Here is a 16246-nt window from a genome sequence, read left to right on the forward strand (position 1 = left end):
GTTGTATGCTAACCTGCTACCTACCCGCATGCAAAACCCAGATGAATAAATAGATTTTACCATTGAAAATATATAATAACCTTTCGGATTTTAAAAAATTAGACAATGCCATTGTAACCATTGGTACTTTCGACGGTGTACATTTCGGACATCAAAAAATCATTAAACAACTTGTAGAAAAGGCAAAGGCTGATCATGGAGAAAGTGTAATTTTAACATTTTTTCCGCATCCACGGATGATTATCGATCCTGAAAACCAGGATTTAAAAATGATCAATACCATTAATGAAAAAGCAGAAATTTTAAAAGGTTTGGGTGTGGATCATCTGATTATTACACCATTTACAAGAGATTTTTCCAATCAGTTGCCTGAAGATTATATTAAAAATATATTGGTTAATACTATTGGCACCAAACATATTATAATTGGTTACGACCACCGTTTTGGTAAAGACCGGTCAGGTAATTTAAGCGATTTAAAAGCGGCTGGTTTGCATTATGGCTTCACGGTTGAAGAAATAATGGAACAGGATATTCACGATGTTGCAGTAAGTTCTACCAAAATCCGTCAGGCACTTTTGGCAGGCGATGTGGGTTTAGCCAGCGATTACCTCGGTTATCCGTTTTCTATTTTCGGGAGAGTAATTAAAGGCGATAAAATCGGCAGAACAATTGGTTTCCCTACTGCCAATATATTTGTGGAAGAAACTTATAAATTGATTCCTGGTGATGGCATTTATGCAGTAACGGTAGAGATGAGCGCCGAATTTAAAGAAGAAGGTTCAGAATCAACAAACAGACTTCAGACTACGGACTCCGGACTTCGGACTTACAAAGGCATGGCCTACATCGGGCAGCGCCCAACCATTAACGGGATGACCAGAAACATTGAGGTAAATATTTTCGATTTCAACCAGGAAATTTATGGCCAGGATATTAAGATGAATTTTTTAAAATTTCTTCGTCACGATGTAAAATTTACGGGGTTAGAAGCGCTGACTATTCAATTACAAAAAGACAAGGAAGCAACACTCGCTTATTTTAATGGATTAAATTAGATCTCAAACATGCGTCACCCTGAATTTATTTCAGGGTCTGTAGTATTAAAAATAGATGCTGAAATAAATTCAGCATGACGTAAATTATAATAAAACCTAAGATTACAATAAAAGCTTATAGAAGCCAAAAAGGATTTTTAAATCACATTTCCCTTTCAAAAAAGCCTCTTTTTCTTTATATTAGCAGCAATGAGGCTTATTTACATCATCCTTCTTCTTATTATTTCCACTAATTTTTCGTCATTCGCAACGCAGGGAAATAGAAATGATGCACCAGCCAAGAACTTAAAAATAAGTTTCATCACCGATAAAAAAATCAATAAGCTTAATTCAGATTTTAATCAGGACTATGAAAGCTTGCAAAAAGATTTTATTAACGCTTCAATTGTAAAAATATCTTTCGCCGCTTTTATACTTCTTTCTTTTTTGATGTTTCTTTTTTTAAAAAACAAAGCCATCACTGCTAAAGTTGTAATAAGAAGGTTAAAACATAATTATTGGTGCCATTTTAAAATGCTTTATCCAAAACATGTTTTTTGGTAAGTAATTTCATTTATTTGAACCACATCAGGTGGAATTTTCAGTAAAATTCCAGGTTATAACTATTGCCTGGCAATAAATTATTTAACCCATATTACCTATTTTTTATAGATGCATTTACCCGATTTGATAGCCGATTTAGGATTAATTCTTGCCGCAGCAGGAATTACCACACTCATATTTAAAAGAATTAAGCAACCCCTTGTTTTAGGTTACATACTTGCCGGCTTATTGGTTGGCTCGCACTTGAAATTTTTTCCGTCCGTTACAGATACAAAAAGCATTAATATTTGGGGCGAAATAGGTGTAATTTTCCTATTGTTCAGTCTTGGTTTAGAATTCAGTTTTAAAAAACTGGTTAAAGTAGGCGGCTCTGCCTCCATTACCGCAATTGTAAAAGTATTATTTATTATTCTGGCCGGTTACCTGGTAGGTAAAGCCATGGGCTGGAAAGATATGGACAGCCTGTTTTTAGGAGGAATATTATCGATATCATCAACTATGATTACGATTAAAGCTTTCGAAGAACTTGGTTTAAAACATAAAAAGTTTGCTGGCTTGGTTTTCGGGGTGCTAATTGTTGAAGATCTTGTAGCCATTTTATTATTGGTACTATTTTCCACGCTGGCCGTAAGCCAGCAATCGGCAGGTACAGAAATGTTATATTCCATATTAAAACTGGCTTTTTTCCTGGTACTTTGGTTTTTAGGAGGAATTTTTCTGGTTCCATCATTTCTTAAGGCAACCAAAAAATTAATGAATGATGAAACAATGCTGGTTGTATCATTGGCTCTATGCCTCGTAATGGTTTTGCTTGCTGATAAAGTAGGTTTTTCTCCGGCACTTGGGGCTTTTATTATGGGATCTATTTTGGCCGAAACTACTCAGGCCGAAAGAATTGAACATTTAACCAAATCGGTAAAGGATTTATTTGCAGCCGTATTTTTTGTTTCTGTTGGCATGTTGATTGATCCTTCCATGTTGGTTAAATATGCAGTTCCAATTTTAGTAGCCACTCTGGTCATTATTTTAGGAAAAATTATTTTTACCATACTTGGGGCATTGCTTTCCGGTCAGCCATTAAAAACTTCTGTCCAATCAGGCATGAGTTTGGCGCAAATCGGCGAATTTTCTTTCATCATTGCATCCTTGGGTTTAACCCTTAAAGTAACGAGTGATTTCCTTTACCCTATCGCAGTAGCCGCAGCTGCAATTACAACATTTACCACTCCTTATTTAATTAAATTATCTGAACCTTTTTACCAGTACTTAAACCGTATTTTACCCAAAAAATGGCTTGATGGCATTGATAGATATAGCTCCAGTACTGAAGGCATTACCACATTAAGCGATTGGAAGATTTTATTACGATCCTATATTTTTAATACCATCATCCATTCTGTAATCATCATCGCAATTATCTATTTAGCTTACCGGTATGTGCAACCTTTTATTGTGCGCAACATTGCAAATAGTTTAACTTCAATTATCATCAGTGTAGTGGTTTCGTTTATATTGATGTCGCCATTTTTGTGGGCCTTATCCATCAGAAGGATTCAAAGAACAGCTTATTCTCACCTTTGGCTAAATAAAAAATATACGCGTGGACCATTAATTGCAATCGAGTTTTTTAGGGTGGCCTTAGGGATTTTCTTTGTAGGATTTCTGATGTACGAATTTTTCGACACCTGGGTTGCAGCTGTAATTGCACTAGGTTTAATTATCCTCGGAATGGTAATTTTCTCGCGGAAATTGCAATCATTTTACGATAAGCTGGAAAGACGTTTCATGCTGAACTTAAATGCACGTGAAAATCAGAAACCGAATATTTTACCCTGGGATACCCACTTAACTGAGCTTACCGTCTCTCCTGAATCGGAAGTGGTAGGAAAAACACTTACTGAATTAATGATCAGGGAAAAATACGGGGTTAATATTGCTTTAATAGAACGTGGAAGGAACAACATTCCGACCCCAGGAAGAGATGAAAGGCTTTATCCAAATGATAAACTGTTATTAATTGGTGCTGATGATCAATTGGCTGCCGTTAAAGCCCTTTTAGAAGTAGATGCACCAGCAATTGCTGAAGAAAACAATTTTCCAAATAAAGAAATGACACTTCAAAAGGTGGTTGTACATACCGAATCGCCGGTTTATGGGTTAAGCATTAGAAATGCAGGGATCCGAGAAAAAGCGCAGGCCTTAATTGTTGGGATTGAACGGGGTTCTGATCGGATATTGAATCCTTCATCTGATTTCGTTTTCGACAATGGTGATATTATCTGGATTGTAGGGAACAACAGGAAGATTAAAGAGGTTATATAAAGGTATTCATCGTTATGACATAGTTTTTTAGCGGGCAAAGCAATCTAATTAAGGTAAATTATATGAAGAGATTGACTACCAATGCCTACATACATCAATAACGATCAAATTTTATATCTTCGTGTATAACCTAACCTATGAAAGTTGACAGAGAAAAAAGTGAGTTTCTGGATGATATGATTGAGCAGTGGCAGAATGATGGCCTGATCAATGATGAAACCGGTAATAAGCTCCGTAAAAGTTATGAAGCCAAAAATTTCGATTGGCTCCGGCTGGCGCAATATGCCTTTTGGGTAGCTTTAGCCTGTGGCTTTATTGCTCTCGGATCATTACTGATTGATAATTCGATTTTAAATTACTTAAAAAGAGTTTATAACACCCCAAACATTGTAATTGCCATTGTATCTGGTGGCTTGGCAGGATGGCTTTATATTCTTGGCTTCAGGAGGAAAAAGAAATTATCACATTTAAAATTTAGCAACGAGGCCATTGTGTTTTCTGCCATTTTACTTACTGCAAATGCCATTGCTTATTTCGGAAAGGCAATAGATAACGGCTCGGGTAATTTCTCTATCCTCATTCTAATATCTGTTTTTATATATGGCGCTTTAGGATATATCTTCAATTCGCGGTTAATCTGGATTTTTGCGTTAATCTCATTAGGTGCATGGTTTGGTACTGAAACAGGTTATTTAAGCCGGTGGAACTATTATTTTCTGGGCATGAATTATCCGTTACGTTTTGTGGTTTTTGGTGCTGCATTAACTGCTGCATCATTTATAATGAAAGCTTTTCCTAAAACACAGCATTTCTTTCAGGTAACCTATATAGCTGGTATGGTTTATTTTTTCGTATCACTTTGGGCCTTATCAGTATTTGGTAATTTCGCCAGTTTAGAAGAATGGTATACGGTTAGGCAATTAAGCTTATTTTATTGGGCTTTAATTTCCGCCGTCATTTGCCTTGCTAGTACTCTTTTTGGTTTAAAATACCATGATGATATTGCCCGTGAATTCGGAATTACCTTTCTCTTTATCAACCTTTATACACGTTATTTCGAATATTTTTGGGATAGCTGGCATAAAGCATTATTTTTTTCAGTGCTGGCTGCTTCTTTTTGGTTAATTGGCAGAAAAGCAGAAAAAATCTGGAATGTGGAGTTTTTGAGGTAAGACAATACTTGTTTGATTCGAAAACATCATTTTTCAATTTATAGACCTAATATTTTCTATTGTAAAATATGCAAATCCAAAGGCAAAATTTATATACCAAGGTTATTGAATTGCTGAATCAAGCGAGGCAGAATGTAACACAGACTATTAATAATGCAATGGCTACCGCATATTTCGAAATTGGTAGAATGATTATTGAAGAGGAGCAGCAAGGAAAAGAAAGGGCAGAATATGGCAAACAAATTTTAAATGAGCTTTCTGAAAGATTAGTTGTTGAACTCGGTAAAGGTTTTTCTAAGAGAAATTTAGAACAAATGCGTCAGTTTTATTTAACTTATTCAATTGCGCAGACAGTGTCTGCGCAATTCAAACTCACATGGTCTCACTATCTTAAATTAATGAGAATAAAAGACCTAAATGAGCGTAATTTCTATGAAATAGAAGCATTGAAGAATAATTGGAGTTTACGAGAATTACAGCGCCAATATGATTCAGCACTATATACACGGTTAACATTGAGCAAAAATAAAAAAGAGATACTATCACGATGTATGTAAACTATTTCGATAGAGAATCAAAACTTGAGGACGAAAACAAGACGATTGGCATTATACTTTGTCAAGATAAAAGTGAATCAGTAGTACGATACACGCTTCCAGAAAATAACGACCAAATTTTCGCAAGTAAGTATTTAACTGTTTTACCTAGTGAAAAGGATTTCATTAAAATTATCGAGAATTGATCAAATGAAAATATACCAACAAACCTTATCGCTTAGAGAACGTAGAAGGGGTTTCCACATTATTACGGAGGAGATTGAAGATGCTTTACCCCAATTGGATGAGATAAATATTGGCATTTGTCAGGTTTTTATACAGCATACTTCTGCTTCACTTACCATAAATGAAAATGCTGATCCTACGGTTCGGACAGATTTTGAAATGTTCTTTAATAAAACCGTTAAGGAAAACGATCCTAATTATGAACATGATTACGAAGGAGCGGACGATATGCCTGCGCATTTAAAATCAGCACTTTTGGGTAGCTCAGTAACCATTCCGATTAGAAATGGAAGATTAGCACTCGGGACCTAGCAAGGCATTTACTTATGCGAACACCGCAATCGTGGCGGACAGAGAAGATTGATTGTTACGGCTTGGGGAGAATAACTTTAAGCTTTTTTAACTTCTTCTTTAATTTCTGGATGATTATCCTGAATAGATTTACCCTCGGTTTCTACTTCAATTTCTTTAGTGGTAACTGCGTAATGTGATGGATAAATTTCCGACCCGAAGGCAACCGCATAGGCTTTGGTAAATTCGGCTCCGAAGTATAAAATGATCGAAGAATAATAAGTCCACAGCAAGATTACAATTAATGAGCCAGTTGCACCATAGGTACCGCCAACATTACTTTGCCCAATATATAATGAGATGGCAAATTTACCGATCATAAATAGAATTGCGGTTACTACGGCTCCGGCCAATACATCGCGCCATTTAATAATAGCATCGGGCAAAACTTTAAAAATTACCCCAAATATTAAAGAAATAACAGCAAGCGTAACCACCTGGTTAATAATATAAAATACAACTACAGATACCTCTGCAAATCTTGCCTGCAAGCGATCGCTAAAGGCGTCTAGCAAAGCGGTAACACCTAATGAAACCAACAACACAAAGCCCAGGCTAATAATTACCGAAAATGATAAGAAGCGGTTTTGCAGCATCTTTACCCATCCCCTTTTGGGTTTCGGTTTTAAACCCCAAATGGTATTAATGGAATCCTGAACATCACCAAAAATTGTAGTTGCGCCAATCAACAAAGTGATTATACCGATAATTAAAGCGATAGTACTTTTACCATCCAGGTAGGCATTTTTAATCAACTGTTGTAAAGAAACAGCCGATTCTCTACCTAAAAAACCTTCAAGCTGTGCGTAAACTTTGCCCTCGGCGAATTCACGACCTAAAAATATCCCACACAAAGAAATAATCACTACCAATAGCGGTGCCATAGAAAATACGGTATAGTAAGCCAAAGAACCACTAAGTTTAGTAACCTTATGATCATTAAACCCTGTAAAAGACGCTTTTAAAACGCCCCATATTCCCTTTAAAGTGATTTTATTCTTTGCCGCCATAACTATTTTCTAAAATGTATCCTATAATTTTAAACCGCATATTTTTTGAATTGTTTTTATTCATTAGCAATAGCGGAATATAATAGCATTTTAAAGCAAAAAAAAGCTCCGATTATTAGTCGGAGCTTTTACCTATCAAGGATATTAAAATATTGTTATTTACCTTTAATCCATAGGGCAATATCATTAACCAATGGTTCTGATACACTTACAGCGGCCTGGTATTGGGCCATTGTGCCTTTTCCTGTTTGCGAACTCAAAAGGTGATTCAAATCAGGATAAAATTTTAGACGAACATTTTTCTTTTTCTCTAGAGCTGCATTCCATAAATCGAAATCTGTTTTGCTCACCTGGAAATCATTGCCTCCTTGTAAAATATAAATTCTTTGTTTCGACAGGCTTTTTGCCACTGCAACCTGGTTATAAGTATTTAAATCTGTCCAGTATTTTGCAGGCAAACCCAAAATAGACGAATCAGGCTTTATTGTTGTTCCCAATTGCGTTATTTTACTTTTATCGATTTCTGTTAAGGCATCCGTAAGTTGTTTTTTACCTGCCGCGGTGGTATCGTTGGCTAAATCGAACATGTATTTATTCTGATCGATAATAATGTCGGTTAATTTTCTTGCCGGTGCAGCTGCTAAAATAATTCCAGCTAAATCTGGCGTAAGTATTGCCATTTTAGGTGCCAGCATTCCTCCTAAACTATGGCCAAATACATATATATTTTTTGGATCTGCACCAACTGTTGTTCTTGCTATGGCAATAGCAGCGGTTGCATCGTCTAATACTTCTTCTTTTACGGTATAAGCGTTTGTAAATTCGTTTGGATAAATTAAGGTCCTCTTTACATAACGGACGGAAGCTATTCCTTTTGATGCCAAGCCTCCTGCTAAATCTTTGAAAGGTTTATTCGGACCAACGGTCTCATCCATATCTCCAGGACCGGAGCCGTGTACAAAAACAACTATTGGGAAATTCTTAACATTTTTTGGCGTAGTAATAATGGCCGCTAATTGTTTTCCAGCAGGACCTATATATACCGATTTTTCTTTATACAAACTGGTATCTACGTAAGTCGGTTTTAAATATACGGCAGTTCTTTTCGGCGGTGCCAGAAATATGCCAACGATCTTTTGCATTTTATTAAAGCCTAAAATAAAATTCTGATCGCCCTTTGCAAATTTACCTTCAACGGTTACCGCAAAAAAATCGCCCTGAGCCTTGCTTTGAATTGCATCTAAAGATTCGGCTTTGCCATATTTGTTTCCTATGTCGCCCCATAGTTTCTTTAAGCTTTCTTCTGTTAATTTGGTTTTTAGGGTATCATCAAAAAATGCATGGGCATCTTTAAATTTCTCTTCCTGCAACAGTTTAAAAAAATCGTTTGCTCCATTAAATAACTGGATTACATTTTGAGAAAATGCTGTTGTAGTAAATAATAAAGCGATTATGAATAAAAGGCTCTTTTTCATCCGTGTTCTTGTTTTTTTTGGTAGTAAAATTGTCGATTTACCTTTTATAGCGGCTTAAATTCAACATTTCACTAATTGTGTTTGGTTGTTTACAATACCCAAAGTTAACAATATTTGGTTCTCAAAAATCCTTAACTAAACCCTCCGTTTCTTTTTAACTTATTTTAACATTTGGTTCTAATTTCTTCCACAAAACATAAGGAATAAACATAATAACCAGCGCAACAATAGGCGGAATCAGCAATGATATTTCATCACCCACAAACGCTCTGGATGCAAAAGCCCCGATAAAATTAATGGCAAAACCTGCATAAGCCCATTCTTTAATGGCTACAAATTTGTTTTGAAGAATAGAAGCTGCACCAAGCAATTTGGCCATGCCAACAATGATCAGCAGGTACATAGGGTAGCCAAGGTGTTTAAGCACTTCTTTACCGGCTTCCTGCTGCGTTATTCCACCAACACCATCCATTATCATCATTAGTGCAAAAATAATTGTCGCAATCCAATACCAGGTGTTTAACTTTTTCATGTGTATTTATTTTTATCGTAATTAATTAACCATGTGTTTCCGAACCGATCTGTTAAATCGCCGAATAATGCACCCAAAAATGTTACTTCTAGAGGGTGTGATGGCTGCCCACCTGTTGAAAGTTTGTTGTAAAAAGACCGGGCTTCTTCTTCTGAGCTGCAACTGAGCATCATCGCAATAGCATTTCCCCTTATTAAGCCACGTTCTTCAACCATATCAGTAGCCATAATTACGAGCTCATCTTTTGCTAAAACAGCATGCATAATGCTTCTTTTCATATGGTTGGGCATTTTATCGGCATGCTCCGATTCGCCAATGGTTTCGAAACTTAATTCTCCTCCCAGGCAATGCTGATAAAAAGTCATTGCTTCCCTACAGTTGCCATTAAATGTAAGATATGAGTTTATACAAGTCATTGATTCTATTTTTATGTATCCAAGCCACTAGTGCTACAATGCAAACATACGTGCAGAAATTAACAGGCTGAATATGGAGAAACGACAATTGCGGGGGTTGTTTACGACAAACAGGCTCGTTATATTTGGATTATGAAACATGTATCTATCTTAATTCCAGAGACTGCCGTGATCGAAGCCATTGCAGATCCACGCTATTTATTTACCGCTGTTAACGAGTTCTTACAGGCTTCGGGCAAGTTGCCACTGTTCAAAGTTGAGCTTGTTGGGATGACAAAAGAGGTGAGGTTAAATAACAGCCTTTTCTCGGTACATGTAGATAAGCTGTTGCACGAGGTGGATCAAACGGATTTAATTTTTGTACCGGCCATTAGTGGTAATATCGGTTATGCCATGGAAGCGAATCAGGATTTGTTGCCGTGGATTATAAAACAACATGCTAAAGGTGCAGAAGTAGCTTCACTTTGTATGGGTGCTTTTTTACTGGCTGCGACGGGTTTATTAGATGGCCGCAAATGCTCTACACACTGGTTATTTGCCAACCAGTTTAGAGAAATGTTTCCGGCTGTAACGCTTGTTGATGGTAGTATTATTACTGATGCTCAGGGTTTATACTCCAGCGGTGGGGCCAATTCGTACTGGAATTTACTTTTATACCTTGTAGAAAAATATACAGACAGGGACACGGCCATTTTAGCGGCCAAATATTTCGCTATTGATATCGATCGCGAGAGCCAGCTGGCTTTTATGATGTTCCAGGGGCAAAAAGGCCATGAGGATGCAAAAATTAAAAAAGCACAGGAATTTATTGATGGCAATTATCAGGATCGGATCACTGTAGATCAATTGGCAGATATGCTGGCTTTGGGAAGAAGGAGTTTTGAACGCAGATTTAAAAGTGCCACCAAAAATACTGTAATCGAATATATCCAAAGGGTAAAAATTGAAGCTGCAAAACGGAGCTTTGAATCGAGCAGAAAGAATATAACAGAAGTAATGTTTGATGTAGGTTATACAGATACCAAATCGTTTAGGGATGTTTTTAAAAAAATAACAGGCTTAACACCGATTGAGTACCGCAATAAATACCATAAAGCAGTACCGGTATTGCAGGTTTAATTGTATCTGCAGAAAAAAAATTAGCTGTACACAATATATTCTATTTACAGCGTTTATGTATGTGAGAGCGTTAATTTAGATGACGGGGATACTGCCTAAGGGTGGAATCCCCGTTTCTTTTTTTATAAGGGAAAATGCATATTGCATCGCCCTCTAAGCCTGCTGCTATTGAGCACAAAAAAAGGGACATTGTTCAAAAACGTCCCTTTGTTAAAATATATGATGGAGTTAAGAATTTTAGCTTTCTTTTTCAGTAAAGTCAACAGGTTTCTTTTCAAAATAAGGATCGAAATTTTGAACCTTTTTAGGTTTAAGAATTACATATAATCCTAAGCCGATTAGCATCAAAGCTGTACTGATCCGTGATAAATCGAAATCGAAAATACTGATCGCTTTCAGGGTAAATAAACCACCAATTATTGTTAAGGCCAACCAGCTGCTGCCCTGAAAGTTTTTACGGTAACCCATCCACAAACCTACACCTAACATGATGGTATGCCATTTTAAAATCCAATGTGGAACATCGATACCTGAGTTTCTTAGTAAGAATACTGAACCGATTGTGATGATTAAAATACCTAAACCGAATTGTTTATCTGCGTGATTTTTTTTGATGAAATTTTCCATGACCGTTTTGTTTTATGAATCAAATGTAGCACAGAAACCAACGCCGGGGAATGGCTTTTCTCTTAGTTGGGAGGTTTTATCGGTGAGTGAAATAAAACCGTCGGTAAAAAAATTTGGGTGTTTTTAAAAATTGAATTTTATCGGTGAAATTCTGGATTACTTCAAAGTCGACTAATCGTTTAATTAAACAACCGATAAACTAATGACAAGTAAACCATTAAAAGATCGCTTCACACTGCCCGCTACCTTAACCCTTCAGTTCGCAATAACGTTGAATATGAACCAGTGATGAACAAACTAATGACCAAATGACAAATCAACCAACTATTATTCAAAAATGATAATATCTTTTCCTTCGCTCATGATCACCTTTGAAGTAATGTTTACGAAAAGGCCGTGAGCGAGCACTCCATTAATCTGATTGAGATCGAATGATAGCTTTTGAGGATCGGCAATTAAGCCAAAGTCTGCATCGATAATCAGGTTTCCGTTATCGGTAATATAATGCTTCTCCCCTGCCAATCTTAATATTGCTTTGCCGCCAAGTTTATTGATTTGGTCTGATACATATTGATAAGCCAGGGGAATAACCTCAACCGGAACAGTAAAAGCACCCAGTTTTTTAACTTTTTTAGAGGCATCGGTAATGACAATGGTATTCTTACTTAAGGATGCGATTATTTTCTCTCTAAATAATGCTCCTCCACCACCTTTAATCAGATCGAGGGTCTCTGTAAATTCATCTGCCCCATCAATACTGATATCAATTTCGCTTAAACTTCCAAGATCTAAAATTTGGATGCCCAAAGATATGGCCAATTCTTCCGTCCGGATTGAACTTGCCGCAGCAGTAATTTTTAGCCCATCTTTTACGCACTTACCCAATTCATTAATGGCAAAAGTTGTGGTAGATCCTGTACCCAACCCTACAACATCGCCATCTTTAACAAATTTTACTGCAGCCAGGGCAGCAGCCAGTTTTTCTGCATTCTGTTCGGTTTGATTTATCGTAGCCATAAAGTAAAAGTAGGTTTAAATGGTAAATATCCCAAAAACGAAAAAAAAATTACAGCTGATGCAATAAATCCATTATATAGCGTTTATGTATATGAGAGCGTTAATTTAGATGATGGGGATTCTGCACTAGTGGAATCCCCATTTCTTTTTTAAGTTCCGATTCATATCCGGTCGGTGATGCACTAATTGATAGCATGAAAACTGAAGAACAGGCGTATAAACAATATAATGCTCTTCATTTTTTCTTATAAAAATAAAAAACGGCTGGCATTTCTACCAACCGTTCATTAACAACTAATCTAACTTATTTATTTAAGGAATTTATCCATCCTGCAATTTTCAACGCTTCTGCTTTGGTTACCTGCGGCATTGGCGGCATTTCGGTTGAGTAACCCGGCCAGTTTTGCGGTTGTGGGTTATGAATTAACTGAAATATTTTTTCAGGTGAATATTTGCGTTTTGCAATTTCAGCGAAGGGCGGGCCAATCTGTCTTTTGGTTGGATTGTGGCAGGCTAAACAGGTGTTTTTAGCGAGCAAACCTTCTACCTCTTTATAAGTTGGTGCCTTTGTTGAAGTAGTAGTAACAGTAGTAGGTTTCGCTTCGGTTCCTGCTGGTCCTTTTGCTTCAGGTGCTTTACGTAATGTTCCTTTAGGCACAGCGGTTTTCTTTGCAGGCGCAGCTGGAGTTGCCGAATTTTTAGTACTTACCTCGCTGGCAGATAGTTTATTTCCATCCGGAATCTGGTTCAGCGTGTAATAAGCTACAGGATGAATCAATGAGTAAAAACCGTTCTGCGATCTAATTCCATCCAATGTTAAGGTATGAATATAATATTGACGGAGATTAGTAACTATAATTCTGGCTTTTAAGCCATCAGCTGAAACTTTAACACCAGAAATTTTTAATTTCTCTGTATTAACAGGAGGTGAACCATAAACTGGATGATATTTATAAATGAAACTTTCAACATTGTACGAAGCTAAATCTTCAGCCGATTTACGATCGACAGGCATGGTAAATTCCACCTCAAAACCATCAGGCATTGCCCTTACGGCTTTCATTTCGAAAGGTGTTTTATTGTTGTAAACCAATCTTTCTAAACCTTCGTTTGCGTCGCCAGCAGATCCCCAACCACGGTTGGTTTCTCCAACAAATAAAGATCCGTCAGTACCCCATTCCAATCGCAATACTCCTGAACGGAAACCTTTGCGGAAAAGGAAGGCTGCACCTTGCTCTTCACCTTTTACGGTTTCCATAAAAATTCTCGAAATGATACTCATTCCCTGATCGCCAACTAAAATCTGACCTGCAAATGGACCAAATGTATTTTCAGGAATTTTAACTGGTTCGGCAGATGAGATACCCAAAATGCCATAAGGCAACCAAACTGAAGGTAAACGCAGCTCAGGAAACACTTTTTTCATTTCGAATAAGGTTTTGAATTTCTCGTTTACCCTATTTTCTGGTTTGATGTATCTTCCTTCTTCGTTTTTGGTTCTTCGCTCATCTATTTGCGAGTAAAAGAAATCTGACTGTAGTTTAACTGGAGAATTTGGTAAGTTAGTCCACCTTAAACTAGCCGGGTGACCCATAAAATCGCCCTTATTTACTTTCCATAAACCACCTGATCCTACCCAGTCGCCCTGGTTTTCGGTATAATAAAATTTGCCATCAATACTCCCAATTCCTGCCGGCGAGCGGAAACCTGCAGCATAAGGGCTCATTTTTCCATCTTCGGTAATATTCATTGCCCAGCCACGCATTGGCACACGACTTTCTGCGCGCCACCATTCTTCATCACCAAAAGCAACATTTGCGGTAACCATAAAAGTACCATCAGGCATTAATTTGGGGCCAAAACTATATTCGTGGTAGTGACCGCTTAAAGGCCATGCATAAACGGTTTCGTACACATCGGCTTTGCCATCCTGATCTTTATCAACCAGTTTGGTTAATTCGCCACGCTGTGCTACATAGATTGCACCGTTTTTATAGGCTATACCTAAAATTTCGTGTAAACCGTAAGCAAACCTGCGCCAATAGGGCTTTGCACTGGTTGGGTTTTCTACAATGTAAACATCGCCCCTACGGGTAGATACTCCTAAATCTCCATTTGGAAGGGTTATTAAGCCACCAACTTCTAAAATAGGGCCTTCGGGAACGCGTACTTTATTTATTTTGAAAAAATCTTCTTCTTTCGGTGTTTCCTGTGCAAAAACTGTGGTAAAGCTAAAACTTAATGCCAGTATTGCTAATTTTTTAAATGTATTTCTCATTGTGATTCCAATTAAAACAAAATGGTATAATTTAACTTGCTTCCAATAGCTACAATAATCTCTTTTTTACCATCAACATCTCTGATTACCGGCTTTGCAGATCCATCAGCTAATTGGATGTAATAAGATTTATCATCAATCAGGTACAAACCTTTTGTTACTTCTTCGATATTTGAAGCAGTTGCCAATAGGAAATATAAATCTTTTGATGGTTTATCCACTGTAACTTCTCTTGTTAAACCTTGTCCATTTTCCATTACCTTAACGGCATCGGTAACATTTGTTCCATTGATGATATACTTAAATTCCGGGCGGTCTTGTTTATCTATTACATAACCTTTGGTTCTGAAACCAGTACCTGCGGTATCGGCAACCCATTTAGCCTGATCGTTTGTTAATTTTGCAATGGCCAGGATAGGTTTTTGGGTAAAACGGGTTACACTGCCCAAAGCACGCGAAGTTCCGTTTCCACGGCCATCCCACATTGGTGTAGCATCTATAAAATCACCGTGCCATCCTTGCAATAGGGTTCCATTATCTAAATCATAGCTATAAGCAGTTTTTTCTGGTCCACCTACCGATATGGCATGTACCGAACGTACGCGTGGTGCCACATCAACAAAGCTTCTAATCATATTGTTGCTTGCCGCATCGATATAGATTGGATCTGCACCTCCGTTTTGATTTGCTTTAGGAATTTCTGATAGTTCTTTAATTTCGATATTTCTGAACGCTACCGAACCGTGATCGCCCTGCAAACGCAAAGGGCCTTTTGCTTTTTCAGCACCGGCTGCTCCTCTTGTTGCGCCGAAGAGTTCAACATTTTCGTGAATAAGCACACCATTCAATTCTACACTGATGATTTTAGCATTCTGTGTTTTTGTTCCGGAAGCATCAAATTTTGGTGCCTGGAAAATGATTTTAATGTGTTGCCATAAACCTGGTGCTTTACTGGCATTCTGACGTGGTGCAATGCCTCCAAATCCCTTTTCTGCTTCTGGCTTGCTGTCATCCCAACGTTGGTAAATGCCACCGTTATTTGATGATGTTGCATTTTTTAATCCCCATGCATCATCAATCTGAATTTCATAATTACCTTGAAGGTAAATTCCTGAATTTGTTCCTTTTGCAGTAAAATAATCCAGTTCTACTGCTACATCACCATACTCATTAACTGTGTATAAATCTGCTCCGGATTTTTTGGCTGAAGATTGATTGACGAGAATACCTTCACCTTTGGTAGTTTTTAAAACATTTTCGGCATTAAGATCAGTAACAACATTTTGCGCTAATGACCATGAATTTGAAGGATTTTTGAAGGCTGAAAGATCTTTGAGATCAATACGCTGGCCAAATGCCAGCAGGGTTCCGCATAGCCAGACAATGGCTGTAAAACCCGTCTTCGAGACGTTGATGTTCATATATTTGGTTTTAGTTTGGCCTTAATTAAGAACCAATTGTTATTTTAAAATGAGACTGTATCATAAAGTTGAATTCAAATTAATCATGCACAAGTGCTTATGCGCTCTTTATGACAATTTTAT

14 protein-coding genes and 1 pseudogene are annotated in these 16246 nt (G+C 37.3%); 7 read left to right on the top strand and 8 right to left on the bottom strand.

The features are described 5' to 3' along the window. Positions 1-62 precede the first annotated feature (62 nt). The 6 genes and pseudogenes from ASE74_RS08915 to ASE74_RS08945 all read left to right on the top strand — a co-directional run bounded on the left by ASE74_RS08915 (position 63) and on the right by ASE74_RS08945 (position 6264). On the top strand, positions 63-1058 hold the full coding sequence (locus ASE74_RS08915; protein WP_055907395.1) for a bifunctional riboflavin kinase/FAD synthetase: 996 nt from the start codon (positions 63-65) through the stop codon (positions 1056-1058). A 651-nt stretch (positions 1059-1709) separates the two neighbouring features. After that, positions 1710-3923: a cation:proton antiporter gene (locus tag ASE74_RS08925; protein WP_055907400.1), complete on the top strand. Its 2214-nt coding sequence runs from the start codon at positions 1710-1712 to the stop codon at positions 3921-3923. Between the two features lie 137 nt (positions 3924-4060). After that, positions 4061-5095 (top strand): DUF2157 domain-containing protein, encoded by a 1035-nt coding sequence (locus ASE74_RS08930; protein WP_055907403.1) that lies wholly within the window; start codon positions 4061-4063, stop codon positions 5093-5095. A 68-nt stretch (positions 5096-5163) separates the two neighbouring features. Further along, a complete protein-coding gene (locus tag ASE74_RS08935) occupies positions 5164-5652 on the top strand; it encodes a DUF1016 N-terminal domain-containing protein (RefSeq protein ID WP_055907406.1) in 489 nt (162 codons plus the stop codon). Next, positions 5643-5837 carry a PDDEXK nuclease domain-containing protein gene (locus ASE74_RS25090; protein ID WP_055907409.1) on the top strand — a complete coding sequence of 65 codons (195 nt, stop codon included), beginning with the start codon at positions 5643-5645 and terminating at the stop codon, positions 5835-5837. Before ASE74_RS08935 ends, ASE74_RS25090 begins: the two co-directional genes overlap by 10 nt. Positions 5838-5841: 4 nt before the next feature. Further along, positions 5842-6264 (top strand): annotated as a pseudogene (locus tag ASE74_RS08945) (secondary thiamine-phosphate synthase enzyme YjbQ). Between the two features lie 2 nt (positions 6265-6266). Here ASE74_RS08945 and ASE74_RS08950 read toward each other — a convergent pair. The 4 genes from ASE74_RS08950 to ASE74_RS08965 form a co-directional block, all read right to left on the bottom strand. Next, entirely contained in the window at positions 6267-7238 is a 972-nt protein-coding gene (locus tag ASE74_RS08950; RefSeq protein ID WP_055907412.1) for a YihY/virulence factor BrkB family protein, read from the bottom strand. 155 nt (positions 7239-7393) lie between these two features. Continuing rightward, entirely contained in the window at positions 7394-8713 is a 1320-nt protein-coding gene (locus tag ASE74_RS08955) for a DUF3887 domain-containing protein (protein WP_055907415.1), read from the bottom strand. A gap of 154 nt (positions 8714-8867) precedes the next feature. Next, the gene (locus ASE74_RS08960) at positions 8868-9245 is read right to left on the bottom strand and encodes a DoxX family protein (protein WP_055907418.1); all 378 of its coding nucleotides are present in this window, start codon (positions 9243-9245) and stop codon (positions 8868-8870) included. After that, positions 9242-9661, bottom strand: coding sequence for a VOC family protein (locus tag ASE74_RS08965; RefSeq protein WP_055907422.1), 420 nt, complete (start codon positions 9659-9661; stop codon positions 9242-9244). The genes ASE74_RS08960 and ASE74_RS08965 overlap by 4 nt, the downstream gene beginning before the upstream one ends. A gap of 132 nt (positions 9662-9793) precedes the next feature. On the opposite strand from ASE74_RS08965, the gene ASE74_RS08970 reads away from it, so the two are divergent. After that, a complete protein-coding gene (locus ASE74_RS08970) occupies positions 9794-10780 on the top strand; it encodes a GlxA family transcriptional regulator (protein ID WP_055907425.1) in 987 nt (328 codons plus the stop codon). 237 nt (positions 10781-11017) lie between these two features. Here the strand turns inward: ASE74_RS08970 and ASE74_RS08975 are convergent, their stop codons facing one another. The 4 genes from ASE74_RS08975 to ASE74_RS08990 form a co-directional block, all read right to left on the bottom strand. Then, positions 11018-11407, bottom strand: coding sequence for a hypothetical protein (locus ASE74_RS08975; protein WP_055907428.1), 390 nt, complete (start codon positions 11405-11407; stop codon positions 11018-11020). Positions 11408-11734: 327 nt separating this feature from the next. Next, a complete protein-coding gene (gene rpiA / locus ASE74_RS08980; RefSeq protein ID WP_055907431.1) occupies positions 11735-12424 on the bottom strand; it encodes a ribose-5-phosphate isomerase RpiA in 690 nt (229 codons plus the stop codon). Positions 12425-12728: 304 nt separating this feature from the next. After that, a complete protein-coding gene (locus ASE74_RS08985; protein ID WP_055907434.1) occupies positions 12729-14702 on the bottom strand; it encodes a c-type cytochrome in 1974 nt (657 codons plus the stop codon). An 11-nt stretch (positions 14703-14713) separates the two neighbouring features. Then, the gene (locus ASE74_RS08990; RefSeq protein WP_055907437.1) at positions 14714-16123 is read right to left on the bottom strand and encodes a DUF1080 domain-containing protein; all 1410 of its coding nucleotides are present in this window, start codon (positions 16121-16123) and stop codon (positions 14714-14716) included. Positions 16124-16246 lie beyond the last annotated feature (123 nt).

Source organism: Pedobacter sp. Leaf216, assembly GCF_001421515.1.
Classification (GTDB): domain Bacteria; phylum Bacteroidota; class Bacteroidia; order Sphingobacteriales; family Sphingobacteriaceae; genus Pedobacter.